The organism is Duganella kummerowiae (assembly GCF_053572355.1).
Window position 1 is genome coordinate 297,170 of sequence record NZ_JBKFEH010000015.1, and the last position, 15,720, is coordinate 312,889.

Below are 15,720 nucleotides of genomic sequence, written 5' to 3' on the forward strand. Positions count from 1 at the left end.
CGCATCCAGGTGCACGCGGAACCAGTCACTATCGCCAGCCTGCTCGAAGCTGGCGTGGATGCTGCCATTGTTGCTCAGTTTGCCTTTGGTGCTTGCATTCCCTGCGTAGTCGTCGCTCGTAGCCAAATCGATCTCGAATATTGTTCAATGTTAATTGACACTATAGCATTCAAGAAAGTAAATGTGATGTGAATACATGCCGGGGTGACGTATCAGCGCAGCAGCCAGCGGCGCGACAGATAGTCCAGGGTGATCACGTGGCCGTTCAAGTGCCGCAGGCCCAGCAGGCCGGCCAGTTTCTGGCCTGGCTTGAAGGCGTCCAGCACGCAGTATGAGGCTTGCATTTGCGGCACCTCCAGCATATTGCCGATGCCGACCGGGGCCGCGACCTCGGTCTCGTAGCAGGGTATCTGCTTGCCCCAGCTGTTGACCTGGAAGGTGGCCACGCCCGGACCCTCGGCGGCCGGCAGGCCACCGGTCAGGCGCGACCAGCCCTGTGCATCGAGCGCGCTGACGCCAAAGCGCGCCGCGCCCGTGTCCAGCATGGCGTAATCGACGGCGCCGCCGGGCAGCCGCAGTTCCACCAGCAGGTGGCCGCCGCTGCCATACCACTGCGCGTAAATCAGCGGCTGGGCCTCGCGTTGGCTGGCCAGCAGCGCCGCTTCATCGTAGCGATAGCGGTCCCGGGCCAGATCCAAGGTCAGCGTGCCGCGATCGAAGAAGGCATTGCCCAGCGAGGCCAGTCCCTCGCAGCTGCCGGTCCGCAGCGATGCGATGATGGCCTCGCTGGCGCCGGCTTCGCTGCGCACGCCGCCCACCTCGACCGGGATCATGCGGCGCGGCGCATCGTGGCCGCTGTCGCCATGCCACAGCACGGCGCCGTTGGCGCCGGTGTCCAGCTGCACCTTGCAAGCCACGCCGTCCAGTTTCGCGTCCAGCATCAGCGCCAGGCGCTCCCTGGGCTGGCCCGGCGCCACGCTGCCGTATTGCCAGGTGATGGGTAGCCAAGTGGCGGGCGCCGCTGTGGCGGCAAGGGGCAGGCACAGGGCGAGGAATAATGCGCGCATCGCAACCTTGAATGAGGAATGGGCGGAAGGCAGTAGGAGTCGAACTTACGAGGGAGCGGCTGACGCCCCCCACCGGGTTTGAAGCCCGGCCCCATCACCGGATGAGTATGCCTTCCGTGGGCCCTGGATCAGCTGCCGTGATAGGACCACGTCACATTGGGCCGCAGCAGGTGGGTATTGCCCAGGCGGCGAGTATAGCCGACACGGTCGAAGAACTCCAATATCTGGATGGCGCGCTTGCGTCCCAGGCCGGTGGCGTCGCGGAAGCTGGCCGCCTGCACTTCCGGCAGTCCGGCCACCAGCTGCGCCAGTTCCGCCAGCCGGGCCGGATGGTAGAACAGGTCCGGCACCACCTGGCTGATCTCGCCGCTCTTGGACAGCTTGCGCAGCAAGCGCCGCACTTCCGCCTCGGGCATGCCGTGCTGGCGGCCCAGGTCGCGCACCCAGGGCGGATCGTAGCGCCCGTCCAGCAGCGACTTGAGCAGCGGCGCGGCGGCCGCCTGCTCCTGTTCGCTGAGCTGGGCGCTGTGTTCGGGCAGGTGCAGGCTGCGGCCGCGCTGGCATATCTGGCCCTGTACCAGCATGTCGTCCACCAGGCGGCTCCACAGCCTTTCCTCCATCTCGGGCGAGACCATGCGCTTCAGGCGCCACAGTTCCGGTCCGGCCTCGTCCGGGGCGCGCTGGTGGAACTGCGCCAGGCCGTCCAGGATGCGCTTGCGCAGCGCCAGCACGTGCGGCGCCGGGATCAGCAGGGTATCGCCGCCCTGCAGCACGATCTGCTGCACGTCCGGGGGCAGGGCGATGCGGCCGGCCGGCAGCTGCGCCAGCCGCACCAGGGCCGACATGCGCATGCCCAGCGGGCTGTGCGCCAGCAGGGCGGCGCTGTCGCCGTCGGCGATGAAAACGGCCAGCGCCTCCAGCCAGGCCAGGCGCGCCGGGCTGCGCCGCTTGCGCGCCGGGCCGAAGGGATCGAGCACCACGCCGCCGCCTATGGTGGCGGTGGCCTGGGCGTTGCGCACCACGTAGCGGTCGCCGGGCGCCGCGTGCACGGGCGCGTCCAGCACCAGCTGCGCGCGCGCGGTCTGGCCGGGGGCGATGCTGTCGCCGTCCAGCGGCACCACGTGCGCCGTCAGGTGGGCCGCGCCCAGGTGCACGTGCAGGGGCGTCCAGGCCTTGAGCGGCTGGCCGGCGCCCGCCGACAATGTCAGTTCCGTGTCCATGCGTTCGCAGCACTCGGCCAGCGCCGGCGAGACCACCCAGCTGCCGCGCGCGATGTCGTCCCTGGCTACGCCGGCCAGGTTGAGTGCCAGGCGCTGCCCGGCGCGGCCGCTGTCGGCGGCGCGGTTCTGGGCGTGGATGCTGCGCACGCGGACCTGCTGCCCGCCCGGCGCCAGGGTAAGCACATCTCCCACCGCCACCCTGCCGGACAATGCGGTGCCGGTCACGATGGTGCCCTGGCCGGACAGGGTGAACACGCGGTCCACGCCAAGCCGGAACAAGCGCTGCTCGTCCAGCGCCGGCAGCGCTGCCGACAGCGCGGTGAGATGCGCCAGCAGGGCCGCCACGCCAGCATCGGCGGGATCGACGGCGCTGGTACGGAACAGCGGCGCGCCGGCGAAATCGGTGCCGGCCAGCAGGGCCCGCAGCTCGGCCTCGACCTGCTGCAGGCGCGCTTCATCGGCGCGGTCGGTCTTGGTCAGGGCCACCATGCCGCGCTTGACGCCCAGCAGGCGCAGGATGGCCAGGTGTTCCAGGGTCTGCGGCATGATGCCATCGTCGGCCGCCACCACCAGCAGTGCGGCGTCGATGCCGGTCACGCCGGCCGCCATGGTGCGGATGAATTTCTCGTGCCCGGGCACGTCGATGACGCCCAGCGTGTGGCCATTGTCCAGCTGGCGGTAGGCGTAGCCCAGCTCGATGGATATGCCGCGCGCCTTTTCCTCCTTGAGGCGGTCGGTGTCGACCCCGGTCAGGGCGCGGGTGAGGGTGGTCTTGCCGTGGTCGATATGGCCTGCGGTGCCGACTATCATGCTGCCAGATGCTCCAGTTGGGCGATGAAGCGCTGCTGCTGGTGCTGGTCCAGGCAGCGCAAGTCCAGCCACAGGGCGTCCTGCGCCACGCGGCCCACCACCGGGATGGGTAGCGCGCGCAGGCGCTGCTCCAGCAGGCCGAGCGCGTTGCTGATGCGGGCCCCGGGCGCGCTGCGCACCACCAGGCCGTGGCTGGGCAACTGGTCGACCGGCAGGGCGCCGCTGCCGATCTGGCTCAGCATGGGTTCCGAGGACACCGCGTAGGCTGGCCCCAGCACCCCTTGCAGCAGCGGCTGCAGGGCCTCGGCCTGGGCGCGCATGGCGGCGGCGGGACGGGTCAGCAGGCGGATGGTGGTCAGGCGTTCGGGCAGCAGGTCGGGCGCGCGGTACAGGTTGAGCACCGGCTCCAGCGCGGCCAGGGTCAGCTTGCCGACCCGCAGGGCGCGCTTGAGCGGGTTGCGCTTGATCTTCGCGATCAGGTCGGCGCGGCCCACGATCACACCGCACTGCGGGCCGCCCAGCAGCTTGTCGCCGCTGAAGGTGACCAGGTCGGCGCCGGCGGCGATGGTCTCGCGCACCGTGGTCTCGTGCGGCAGGCCGTATTGTTCCAGGTCCACCAGGGTGCCGCTGCCCAGGTCCACCGCGACCGGTATCCCCTTGCTGCGCGCCAGCGGCACCAGCTCGGGCAGTTCCACGCTCTTGGTGAAGCCGGTAATGGCGTAATTGCTGCAATGGACCTTCATCATCAGCGCGGTCTGTTCGCCGGCCGCCTCGGCGTAATCCTTGAGGTGGGTGCGGTTGGTGGCGCCCACTTCACGCAGGGTGGCGCCGGCGCGCGTCATGATGTCGGGGATGCGGAAGGCGCCGCCGATTTCCACCAGCTCGCCGCGCGAGACGACCACTTCGCGGCCCTGGGCCAGGGTGTTAAGCAGCAGCAGTACGGCGGCCGCGTTGTTGTTGACGATGGTGGCCGCCTCGGCCCCGGTCAGTTCCAGCAGCTGCTGTTCGACCAGGTTGTCGCGGTCGCCGCGGGCGCCGGTTTCTATGTCCCACTCGAGGTTCATGGGCCAGCGCAAGGCCTCGGTCACCGCCTGCACCGCCTCGTCGGGCAGCAGGGCGCGGCCCAGGTTGGTGTGCAGCACGGTGCCGGTCAGGTTGAACACGGGCCGCATTTGCGCCTGGTTGGCCTGCTCCAGGTGCTGCTCCAGGCGCGCGACCACGGACGGGATGTCCGTATCGAGACCGGCGCTGGCCTGGCTGTCGGCCAGCAGCAGGGCGCGCAGCGCGGCCAGCACTTCGCGCGCGGCAGCCGTCACCTGGCTGCGGCCGAAGCGCTGTATCAGGGGCAGGCTGGCCGCGTGGCCCAGCACCAGGTGCACGGCGGGCAGGCGCAGGCGCGCGCCGGCGGTGGTGGTGGTGTCCTTGTCGCTCATTCGTCCTTGAACCACAGCAGGGGATTGCCGCTGGCGCGGGCGTAGCCGGCTTCGCCCACCAGCACGTCCAGCGCCAGGCTGGCCAGGTCGTCGGCCAGCGGCTCGACGTGGAAATCGTGTTCCTGGTTGAAGATCTTGCGGTAGGTGTGGCAATCGTCGCAGGTTTCCGCGCGCGCCACCTTGCTCGGGTCGTTGGCCTTGTTCCTGCTTTCATCGGCGGCAGCTTGCGCACCCTCCGGCTCCAGGCTCTGGTAGGCGATCTTGCCATTGCCCTCGCAGCAGCTGCACTTGACGCGCACCATATGCCATTCGCTGCAGCAGGTGGCGCAGTGCAGGTAGCGGTAGCCCTGCGACTGGCCGCCGATGCGGATCACGCTGGCCACCGGGTGGGCGCCGCATACGGGACACAGGGTGTTGGTGACCAGCGGCTGCACGCGCGGCGAGTCCAGCTGCGCCGCCTGCATGCTCCACACCACCTGCAGGGCGGCCGCCACGAAGGGCGCGTGCAGCGGGTGCACGCCCTCGGTCAGCTCGGACAGCACGGCGTCGGCGCAGCCTTCCAGTTCGGCGGCATCGAGCGCGCGCAGCTCGGCCAGCACGGCGGGCAGCTGCGGCTGGCCCTCGGCCAGCGGCTGCAGCTGGTCCAGCAGGCCGCCGAACACGGCGCGCCACATGGGCGGGCGGGCGCCGGTGACGGGCAGGGGCGGCATGTGGTGTTCCAGCGCGAGCTCGATCTGGCGCTGGTCCGGCAGCGGCACCGCGTCCGGCGCCATGGCTTGCACCAGGCCGGCCTGGGCCTCGGCCACGGCCGCCATCAGCAGCACATAGCCGCGCAGGGTGTCGCCGACAGGGATGCCCTGGACCTCGTTGTTGGCCAGCTGGCGCAGGCGCGCGGCGCGCGCGGCAAACAGGGCGCGCGGCTGCGGCAGCAGCAGGCGCGGTATGGCGTTGTGGTCCAGCGCTTCGATCTCGCCGGGTTGTAGTAGACGTTGTACCAAGGTGGATGACCCCATAAAGGCAAACAGGCCGGCTGCACGAGGCAGCCGGCCTAGTCTGTTTATTCTAAACGAAATGAAAACTAGTCGCGTGGTTCGCGGGGCAGGTTACGGGCCACCTGCTCGAACCAGCGCGGATGGTGCTTGCGCGCCCACCCATACGTCACCGTGCCGCGCACCATGGCGCCGATGGAACCCTTGACCCAGAAGGCGGCGTAGATGTGGACGATGATGGAGCAGATCAGCACGAAGGCGCAGAAGGCATGCAGCAGGGCCGCCAGGCGCACCACCTCGATAGCGAAGTAGAACGCGAAGTAGGCGCGCCAGATCACGATGCCCGACAGCAGCAGGCCGCACATGGAGGCCAGCAGCACGAAGAACAGCACCTTCTGGCCGGCGTTGTACTTGCCGACCTTGGGCAGCTTGTCCTCGCGCGCATGCAGCACGTCGTCGACGCGGCTCAGCCACTCCTTGTCGCCCGGTTCGAAGCGGTTGTGGTGCCAGAAGCGTACCACCAGCAGCGCGAACGAGACAAACATCACCAGCCCGATGAAGGGATGGAGGATGCGGGTCCACTGGCCGCCGCCCAGGAACACGGCCAGCCAGGCCGTGGCCGGATGGAACATGGCCAGGCCGGAGATGGCCAGCAGGATGAAGCAGATCGCCGTCACCCAGTGGTTGCTGCGCTCATTGGCGGTATAGCGTTCGATGAGCGGATTGCCGTCTTTATCGCGTTTCATTTGGCGTCCTCCCGGATGCGGTTGGCCTCATGCAGCGCTTCGGCTTCCTCTTCCTTGCTCACTTCGTTGGGGCCGACGCGCGAGTAGTGGAACCAGCCTGCCAGCGCCGTGACGGCCATGCCGGCCAGGGCCAGCGGCTTGGTCAATCCCTTCCACAGTCCCACGGTGGGGCTGATCGCGGGATCGGCCTTCAGGCCGTGGTACAGGGTGGGCTGGTCGGCGTGGTGCAGCACGTACATGACGTGGGTGCCGCCCACCCCGGCCGGGTCATACAGGCCGGCGTTGGCGTAGCCGCGCGACTTGAGGTCCTCGATGCGCTCCTCGGCGTGGGTTTTCATGTCCTCCTTGGTGCCGAACACGATGGCGCCGGTGGGACAGGTTTTCACGCAGGCCGGTTCCTGGCCCACGGCCACGCGGTCCGAGCACAGCGTGCACTTGTAGGCGCGGTCATCCTTCTTGGAGATGCGCGGCACGTCGAACGGGCAGCCCGCCACGCAGTAGCCGCAGCCGATGCAGTTCTCCTGGTGGAAATCCACAATGCCGTTGGTGTACTGCACGATCGCGCCAGGCGAGGGACAGGCTTTCAAACAGCCCGGGTCCTCGCAGTGCATGCAGCCGTCCTTGCGGATCAGCCATTCCAGGTTGCCGTCCTCCTTTTCGTGTTCCGAGAAGCGCATCACGGTCCACGATTGCGGCGACAGGTCGGCCGGGTTGTCGTACACGCCGACAGTCTCGCCGACGTCGTCGCGCAGGTCGTTCCACTCCATGCAGGCGGTCTGGCAAGCCTTGCAGCCTATGCATTTGGAGACGTCGATCAGCTTGGCCACGGTGCCGGTGACCGGCGTGCGCGCCACCGGAGTCTGCACCGTGGTGGCCGACATGCGTTTGATATCTAGTGATTGCAGTGCCATCGTTATCCCCTTATGCCTTTTCCACCCGCACCAGGAAGGACTTGAATTCCGGTGTCTGCGAGTTGCCATCCCCTACCGACGGGGTCAGGGTGTTGATCAGATAGCCGGGCTTGGTCACGCCCTTGAATCCGAAGTGGATGGGCAGTCCGACCGTGTGGGTCTTCTTGCCGTCGATGGTCAAGGCCTTGATACGCTTGGTCACGACTGCCTTGGAAATGATCTGGCCGCGCTTGGACGTGATCTTGACCCGGCCGCCATTGGCCACGCCGATTTCCGCCGCCAGGTCCTCGCCGATTTCCACGAACTGCTCGGGCTGGATGATGGCGTTCAGGCGCGCATGCTTGGTCCAGTAGTGGAAGTGCTCGGTCAGGCGGTAGCTGGTGGCCACGTGCGGGAATTCCTCCTTCTTGCCCAGCTTGGCCCGGTCGCCCGCGAACATGCGCGCACCGGGATTGCTGGTGGCCTTGGGATTGTTCGGGTGCAGCGGGTTGTGGCCTATGGGCGACTCGAAGGGCTCGTAGTGCTCGGGGAACGGACCCTCGTTCAAGCCGTCGCGCGCGAAGAAGCGCGCCACGCCTTCACCCAGCATGATGAAGGGGCCCATGCCGTTTTCCGGCGGCTCGTCGGCCTTGTAGTCGGGCACGTCGGCCCCGCCCCAGGCGCTGCCGTTCCAGCCGATCAGCTTGCGGGTCGGGTCGAACGGCTTGCCCTTGGTGTCGCAGGAAGCGCGGTTGTACAGCACGCGGCGGTTGGCCGGCCAGGCCCAGGCCCAGTTCAGCGTATTGCCGATGCCGGTGGGGTCGCTGTTGTCGCGGCGGCCCATCTGGTTGCCGGCGGCAGTCCAGCTGCCGGCAAAGATCCAGCAACCGGACGCCGTGCTGCCGTCGTCGCGCAGCTGGGCGAAGCCGGCCAGCTGCTCGTTCTTCTTCAGGATCACCTTGGTCGGGTCCTTGGGATCGGTCAGCTCCTTGAGCGCCTTGCCGTTGTATTCCATGGCCAGTTCTTCCGGCTGCGGGAAGTCCGGACGGGCATACGGCCAGGTCAGGTTGAGGATGGGGTCGGGGAACTTGCCGCCCTCGGTCTGGTACATCTTCTTCATGCGCAGGAACAGGCCGGCCATGATTTCCAGGTCGGAGCGGGTGGCGCCGGGGCCTTCCGCGCCCTGCCAGTGCCATTGCAGCACGCGCGAGGAGCTGACCAGGGAACCGCGTTCCTCGGCGAAGCAGGTGGTCGGCAGGCGGAACACCTCGGTCTGGATCTTGGTGGGATCGACCTGGTGGAACTCGCCGTGCGGGCGCCAGAATTCCGAGGTTTCCGTGGCCAGCGGGTCCATCACCACCAGGAACTTCAGTTTCGACAGTCCATCGACCAGCTTTTGCTTGTCCGGGACCGAGGCGATCACGTTGAAGCCCTGGCAGATATAGCCGTTCATCTTGCCCTGGCTCATGAGCTCGAACACTTGCAGCACGTCGTAGGGCTTGTCCAGCTTGGGCAGGTAGTCGTAGGCGAACTTGTTGTCTTCGGTGGCGGCGTCGCCCCACCACGACTTCATGAAGCTGACGTGGAACTTCTTGTAGTTGCTCCAGTAGGACAGCTGGCCCGGCCGCAGCGGCTTGATGGCGCGCTTGCCGATATAGGCGTCGAAGTCCTGCTCGGCCTCGCCCGGCAGGGTCATGTAGCCCGGCAGCAGGTTGGACATCAGGCCCAAGTCGGTCAGGCCCTGGATGTTGGAGTGGCCGCGCAGGGCGTTCATGCCGCCGCCCGCAATGCCGATGTTACCCAGCAGCAGCTGCACCATGGCGCCCAGGCGCAGGGTTTGCGCGCCGGTCGAGTGCTGGGTCCAGCCCAGGGCGTACAGGATGGTCGCGGCGCGGCCCGGCACGGCGGTCGAGGCCAGGGTTTCCGCCACTTTCAGGAACTTCTCGGGCGGCACGCCGCACGCTTTCTGCACCATTTCGGGCGTGTAGCGCGAGTAGTGTTTTTTCAGCAGCTGGTAGACGCAGCGCGGATGCTCCAGGGTCGGATCGACCTTGGCATAGCCATCGGCGTCCATCTCGTAGTTCCAGCTGCTCTTGTCGCTGTACTTGCCGGCCACCGGGTCGTAGCCCGAGTAGATGCCATCCTCAAACGCGAAATCCTCGCGCACGATGAAGGGCATGTCGGTGTAGTTGCGCACGTATTCGTGCTGGATTTTGTCGTTGGTCAGCAGATAGTTGACTATGCCGCCCAGGAATACGATATCCGCGCCGGTACGGGTAGGGACGTAGTAGTCCGCCACCGACGCCGTGCGGGTGAACCGGGGATCGACCACGATCAATTTGGCGCCACGATGCGCCTTCGCTTCCGTGACCCATTTGAAGCCGCATGGATGCGCTTCTGCTGCATTACCGCCCATGACGAGGATGACATCCGCATTCTTGATGTCCACCCAGTGATTCGTCATCGCGCCGCGGCCAAACGTCGGGGCAAGACCTGCCACCGTCGGGCCGTGTCAGACACGGGCTTGGTTGTCGAATGCGAGCATGCCGAGACTGCGCATGGTCTTATGGGTCAGATAACCTACTTCATTGGTGGCTGCCGAGGCGGCCAGCATGCCGGTGGTGAGCCAGCGGTTGACGGTCTTGCCGTCTTCAGTTTTTTCGATGAAATTGGCGTCGCGGTCGGCCTTCATCAGCTTGGCGATGCGGGTCAGGGCATCGTCCCACGACATCTTGGTCCATTCGGTGGCGCCAGGGGCGCGGTACTCGGGGACCAGCAGGCGGTTGGGGCTGTGGATGAAGTCGATCAGGCTGGCGCCTTTCGGACACAGCGTGCCGCGGTTGACCGGATGGTCCGGATCGCCTTCGATGTGGATGATGCTGGCGCTGGCGTTCTTGGCGCCGTCGCCCAGGCCGTACATCAAAATACCGCAGCCGACGGAGCAGTACGGGCAGGTGTTGCGGGTTTCAGTCGAGCGCGCCAGCTTGTACTGCCGGACTTCGGCCAGGGCCGTGCCCGGCGCAAAGCCGAGTAATGCGATGCTCGATCCCGCGATGGTGGCGCCAGTTACCTTGAGAAACTGCCGCCTCGACATCTGGTTCATGATCGGAACCTTTCACGAGAGGGGTGGAATGACCTCAACAGTGTATCACTTCGGTTGGAAACGTTCTGTACGGGAATGTACGGATTGTTGTTGCAAGGCCAAAGGAATAGCTTCAGGTCACTATTTAGTAATAGGCAAGGTTGTCTAGCGTGCTCGACGCACAACGGCGCTGTGTTACAGTCGCCCTGCCACCCGACAGAAAGCCCGACGAGAGTCCGATGAGCCAGCCCAGCAGTGCCCCCGCCAGTTCCGCCCCCCACAGCTTTCTGGCTTCGCCCGGCGAGATGGGCCGCCTGATTGCCGCCTACGACTGGTCGCGCACCCCTTTGGGGCCGCTGGAGCGCTGGCCGCAAAGCCTGCGCACCTCCGTCAACCTGATGCTCAACTCGCGCCACGCCATGTGGATAGGCTGGGGGCCGGACATCACCTTCCTCTACAACGACGCCTACATCGACGTGCTGAGCCGGGCCAAGCACCCGGCCGCCCTGGGACAGCCAGCCAGCGAGGTGTGGGCGGAGATCTGGGACTTTTGCGGCCCGCTGGCCCGCAAGGTATTCGAGCAGGCCGAGGCCACCTTTGTCGACGACGTGCAGCTGTTCATGAGCCGGGGCAGCTATCTGGAAGAGACCTGGTTTTCCTTTTCCTACAGTCCCATCAACGATGAGTCGGGCGCCGTGGGCGGCCTGTTCTGTCCGTCCACGGACGCCACCGCCAGCAACCTGAACCGGCGCCGCCTGGCCACCCTGTCGCGCCTGTCCTCGCTGGCCCTGCGCGAGGACACAGTCAGCGGCGCCTGTGCGGCGGCCGCCGCCACCCTGGCCGGCAACCCGTCCGACCTGCCGTTCGCGCTGCTCTACCTGTGCAGCGAGGACGAGGCCGTGCTGGAGCGGGCCGTGCACCTGGCGCCCGGCGCGGCGCCGGCCAGGGTGGCGCTGGCGGCGCCACCCGCCGTGCCGGGCCTGCCGGCGGCCGTGGACCGGGACGACCCGTTTGGCGTGGCGCTGGCGGCCGCCAACGGCGCCAGCCTGCTGCTGGACCTGGCCGGGGCCCCCGGCCTGCCGCCCGGGCTGGCCAGCCAGCCAGTCACGCGCGGCCTGGCGCTGCCGCTCAACCAGCCCGGCCGCGAGCGTCCGGCCGGCGTGCTGGTGGTGGGCGTCAGCCCGGCGCGCCAGCTCGACAGCGAATACCGCACCTTCCTGGGCCTGGTGGCGGGCCAGGTGGAAGTGGCCATCCAGAATGCCTCGGCGGCCGAGGAACAGCGCCGCCACGCCGAGCAGTTGACCGAACTGGACCGTGTCAAGACTGCGTTTTTCAGCAATATCAGCCATGAGTTCCGCACCCCGCTGACCCTGATGCTGGGCCCCCTGGCGGACGCCCTGGGCGACGGCGCCGCGCCGCTGGCGCCGGTGCAGCAGGAGCGCCTCAGGCTGGTGCAGTCCAATGCCCAGCGACTGCAGAAGCTGGTCAACGCCCTGCTGGACTTTTCGCGCGTGCAGGCCGGGCGCATGCAGGCCGCCTTTGCCGAGGTCGACCTGGGCGCGCTGACCGCCGACCTGGCCAGCGGCTTCCGCTCGGTGCTGGAAAGCGCCGGGCTGGCGCTGGAAGTGCGCTGCGAGCCGCTGGACGGCCCGGTGGTCGTGGACGTGTCCATGTGGGAAAAAATCGTCCTCAACCTGATGTCCAACGCCTTCAAGTTCACCTTCGCGGGCGGAATCCGGGTCTGGCTGCGGCGCGAGGATGGCATGGCCGTGCTGAGCGTGGCCGACAGCGGCGTGGGCATCGCCGCGCGCGACCAGGCCACCATTTTCGAGCGCTTCCAGCGCGTGGAGGGCGCGCGCTCGCGCACCCACGAGGGCTCGGGCATCGGCCTGGCCCTGGTGCGCGACTTGGTGGAGCTGCACCAGGGCCGCATCACGGTCGACAGCGCGCCGGGGCGCGGCTCCACCTTCACGGTGGCCATGCCGCTGGGCCGCGCCCACCTGCGCGACGAGCAGCTGGCCGGGCTGGAGGGCGGCGGCCCGCCCGCTGGCGCGCCCAGCAGCGCCGCCATCGCCACCTACACCAGCGAGGCCAGGCGCTGGCTGCCGCAGGCCGGCCGCGAGGCCTCCGAACAGGATACGGAAGGCGGCCAGGCGGCCGCTCCGGCGCCGCAGCTGCTGATCGCCGACGACAATGCCGACATGCGCGGCTACCTGCGGCGGCTGCTGGGGCGGAACTGGCGCATCAGCGTGGCCGGTGACGGCGAGGAAGCACTGCGCAAGATACGCGAGCGGCGCCCCGACCTGGTGCTGTCGGACGTGATGATGCCGCTGCTGGACGGCTTCGGCCTGATCGCCGCCCTGCGCGCCGATCCGGACCTGAGCGACCTGCCGGTGGTGCTGCTGTCGGCGCGGGCCGGCGAGGAAGCCCGTATCGAAGGCTTGAACGCGGGCGCCGACGATTACCTGGTCAAGCCCTTCTCGGCGCGCGAGCTGCAGAGCCGGCTGGACACCCAGCTGGCGCGGGCCCGCATGCGCGCCGTGGAAAAGGCGCAGGCCGAGCGCATGGCCGCCATATTGCGCCAGGTCCCGGCCGGCATCGCCATCCTGCGCGGCCCGCACCATGTGTTCGAGGTGGCCAATGCGAGCTACCTGGAGCTGGTCGGCCACCGCGACCTGCTGGGCAAGCCCATGCGGCTGGCCATGCCGGAGCTGGAGGGCCAGCCCTTCTTCGGCCTGCTGGACCAGGTGTACGCCAGCGGCGAGCCCTATGTCGGCCAGTCGCAGCGGGTCGAGCTGGCGCGCGGCGATGGTGGCGCGATCGAGGAACGCTATTTCGATTTCGTCTACCAGCCGCTGCGCGCGCTGGCCGGGCCGGTGGAAGGTGTGATCGTGGTGGCCTTCGAGGTGACCGAACTGGTGCGGGCGCGGCGCGAGGCCGAACTGGCCAACCGCGCCAAGGATGAATTCCTGGCCATGCTGGGCCACGAGCTGCGCAATCCGCTGGCGCCCATCGTGATCGCGCTGGAACTGATGCGCATCAAGGGTACGGCCGGGTTGAGCCGCGAGCACGCCGTGATCGAGCGCCAGGCCCGCCACCTGGTGCGGCTGGTGGACGACTTGCTGGACGTGGCCCGTATCGCCCAGGGCAAGGTGGTGCTGAAGCCCGAGCCGGTGGAGCTGGCCCAGCTGGCGGCCCAGGCGGTGGAAACGGTCAGTCCGCTGCTGGAGGAAAAGCAGCACAGCCTGCGGCTGGAACTGCCGCCTGAACCGGTGTGCCTGAACGCGGACCCGACTCGTTTCGCCCAGGTGCTGTCCAACCTGCTGACCAATGCCGCCAAGTACACCAACAACGGCGGCAGCATCGTGCTGCGGGCGCGGGTGGAGCAGGGCATGGCCGTGATACAGGTGGTCGACAACGGCATCGGCATCGAACCCGAGATGCAGGCCCTGTTGTTCGACAGGTTCGTGCAGGAGCGCCAGGCGCTGGACCGCTCGCGCGGCGGCCTGGGGCTGGGGCTGGCCATCGTCAAGAACATCGTCGCCCTGCACGGCGGCACGGTGGCGGTGCATAGCGACGGCGCCGGCCATGGCAGCACTTTCGAGGTACGGGTGCCGGCCAGTGTGCGCGCTGACGCAGGGTTGCGCCACGCGGCCCAGCAGTCCGCCGCCCGCTACCAGCCACATGACACCGTGCTGCTGGTGGACGACCATCCTGACGTGCTGGACATGCTGGGTACGCTGCTGGAGAGCCAGGGCTACCGGGTGGTGGCGCTGGCCGATCCGGCCGCCGCGCTCAAGCTGGACGAGTCGTTCGCGCCTGCCGTCGCCATACTCGACCTCGGCCTGCCCGGCATGGATGGCTACGAGCTGGCGCGCGCGCTACGCCAGCGGCCCGGCTTCCACGACACCCGCATGCTGGCCCTGAGCGGCTACGGCCAGGCCGAGGACCGGGTGCGCTCGCAGGCTGCCGGCTTTGCCGGCCACCTGGTCAAGCCGGTCGGCGGCCCGGAACTGCTGGCGGCCATCGCCACCGCTTGACTTAGTTCCTCCACCATCGAAAGGCGGAGGGGAAAGGAAAGTAAGCTTATCCTATTTGATGACCTTTCAGGCGCCAGCCGAACTGCCAGGTCACCAGCCGTATCACGGTGATGAAGGCGGCGCTGGCCCATAGCGCGAAGTCGTCCGAGACCGTGGTGTACTGCAGGCCGATGTACATCCAGGCCCCGAAGAAGGCGCAGATGGCGTAGGGCTTGCCATCCCTGAACACCATGGGCACCTCGTTGCACACGATGTCGCGCAGCACGCCGCCGAAGATGCCGGTGATCACCCCCATCATCGAGGCAATAAAAATCGGCATTTGCGCGGCCTGGGCCTGCGCCACCCCGGCCACGGCAAACAGGCCCAGGCCGATGGCGTCGGCAATCACGATCACGCGTTCGGAAATGATCTGGCGCAGGGTCTTCATGAGCGGCGCCGCGATCAGCGCCAGCACGAAGATGAGGATGGCGTATTCCTGGTGCATGACCCAGAACAGGGGCCGCTTGTCGAGCAGGATGTCGCGCAGCGTGCCGCCGCCGAAGGCCGTGATGAAGGCCACCGTGAACACGCCCACGATGTCCATGCGCTTGCGGCGCGCTTCCACGAAGCCCGATAGCGCCCCCACCAGGATCGCCATGATTTCGATGATGGTGATCAGGGAGACGTGGACGGGGACGTGCTTCATCTAGGCGATTAACAAAAAGTTGCTGACCGCATAGGTTAACACGTGCCCGCGGGCACGTGGTACTTAGTTTCTACTTGGGAATGTTTTTAGTAGCGCGCAGGCTGCAGCGCGGCGCGCAGCAGCACCATCAGCGCGCCTTCGCCGCCGCCCGCAGGGCGCGCCTGGCAGAAGGCAATCACTTCTTCCTTCTGCACCAGCCAGCTGTGCACCATGGACTTCAACACCGGTTCCTGCCCCCTGGAGCCGAAACCCTTGCCATAGATGACGGATACGCAGCGGTGGTTGCGCATGGCGGACTTGCGCAGGAAGGCGCCGACCGCCTCGCGCGCCTCGTCGCGCCGCAGGCCGTGCAGGTCCAGCTCGTCCTGCACCGGCCAGTAGCCCTTGCGCATGCGCTTCATCACATCCGGACCGACGCCGGGCGCCACGTAGTTCAGGGCCGGGTCTTCTTCCAGGTAATGGTCGACCTCGAACAGGTCCGAGAGCGACTCGCGCAGCACGGCCGCGTCATCCTCGGCCTGGGTCAGCTTGCGCGCCGGTGCGGCGGCCGGCGCCGAGGACTGCGGCCGGCCGGGCACGTAACGGTCGCTGTCCGGCAGCTTCTGCACGCCGGACAGGCTGGCGCGGAAGATGTTCGCCTCGACCTTTTGCACCTGCTCGCGCTTGGCGCGCTCGGCCTCGGCGGCGGCGCGCTCCCGGGCCTGTTCCTTGAGCTGCTGGCCCAGGGCTTTCAGGCCGGCGAAGTCCTTCAGGCCCAT

10 protein-coding genes and 1 tRNA gene are annotated in these 15,720 nt (G+C 67.7%); 1 reads left to right on the forward strand and 10 read right to left on the reverse strand.

From position 1 onward, the window contains the following. Positions 1–212: 212 nt before the first annotated feature. From ACLB1G_RS21015 to fdnG, 8 genes are all read right to left on the reverse strand, one after another. The gene (locus ACLB1G_RS21015) at positions 213–1,067 is read right to left on the reverse strand and encodes a hypothetical protein (protein WP_491629186.1); all 855 of its coding nucleotides are present in this window, start codon (positions 1,065–1,067) and stop codon (positions 213–215) included. 23 nt (positions 1,068–1,090) lie between these two features. Then, positions 1,091–1,183, reverse strand: a tRNA-Sec gene (locus ACLB1G_RS21020). Positions 1,184–1,195: 12 nt separating this feature from the next. Further along, positions 1,196–3,097, reverse strand: a complete 1,902-nt coding sequence (selB, locus tag ACLB1G_RS21025; RefSeq protein WP_491629187.1) for a selenocysteine-specific translation elongation factor — start codon at positions 3,095–3,097, stop codon at positions 1,196–1,198. Continuing rightward, positions 3,094–4,530, reverse strand: coding sequence for an L-seryl-tRNA(Sec) selenium transferase (gene selA / locus ACLB1G_RS21030; RefSeq protein ID WP_491629188.1), 1,437 nt, complete (start codon positions 4,528–4,530; stop codon positions 3,094–3,096). Before selA ends, selB begins: the two co-directional genes overlap by 4 nt. Beyond that, complete coding sequence (fdhE, locus tag ACLB1G_RS21035) at positions 4,527–5,528, reverse strand: formate dehydrogenase accessory protein FdhE (protein WP_491629189.1); 1,002 nt, start codon at positions 5,526–5,528, stop codon at positions 4,527–4,529. Before fdhE ends, selA begins: the two co-directional genes overlap by 4 nt. Before the next feature lie 80 nt (positions 5,529–5,608). After that, on the reverse strand, positions 5,609–6,265 hold the full coding sequence (locus ACLB1G_RS21040) for a formate dehydrogenase subunit gamma (RefSeq protein WP_491629190.1): 657 nt from the start codon (positions 6,263–6,265) through the stop codon (positions 5,609–5,611). After that, complete coding sequence (gene fdxH / locus ACLB1G_RS21045; protein ID WP_491629191.1) at positions 6,262–7,176, reverse strand: formate dehydrogenase subunit beta; 915 nt, start codon at positions 7,174–7,176, stop codon at positions 6,262–6,264. The genes ACLB1G_RS21040 and fdxH overlap by 4 nt, the downstream gene beginning before the upstream one ends. 10 nt (positions 7,177–7,186) lie before the next feature. Beyond that, positions 7,187–10,258 (reverse strand): formate dehydrogenase-N subunit alpha, encoded by a 3,072-nt coding sequence (fdnG, locus tag ACLB1G_RS21050; protein WP_491629192.1) that lies wholly within the window; start codon positions 10,256–10,258, stop codon positions 7,187–7,189. A gap of 218 nt (positions 10,259–10,476) precedes the next feature. Between fdnG and ACLB1G_RS21055 the strand changes: the two genes are divergently transcribed. Continuing rightward, positions 10,477–14,277 (forward strand): ATP-binding protein, encoded by a 3,801-nt coding sequence (locus tag ACLB1G_RS21055; protein WP_491629193.1) that lies wholly within the window; start codon positions 10,477–10,479, stop codon positions 14,275–14,277. Between the two features lie 46 nt (positions 14,278–14,323). Here the strand turns inward: ACLB1G_RS21055 and ACLB1G_RS21060 are convergent, their stop codons facing one another. After that, the gene (locus ACLB1G_RS21060) at positions 14,324–14,962 is read right to left on the reverse strand and encodes a trimeric intracellular cation channel family protein (protein WP_491629194.1); all 639 of its coding nucleotides are present in this window, start codon (positions 14,960–14,962) and stop codon (positions 14,324–14,326) included. 86 nt (positions 14,963–15,048) lie between these two features. Further along, entirely contained in the window at positions 15,049–15,720 is a 672-nt protein-coding gene (locus ACLB1G_RS21065) for a Smr/MutS family protein (RefSeq protein ID WP_491629195.1), read from the reverse strand.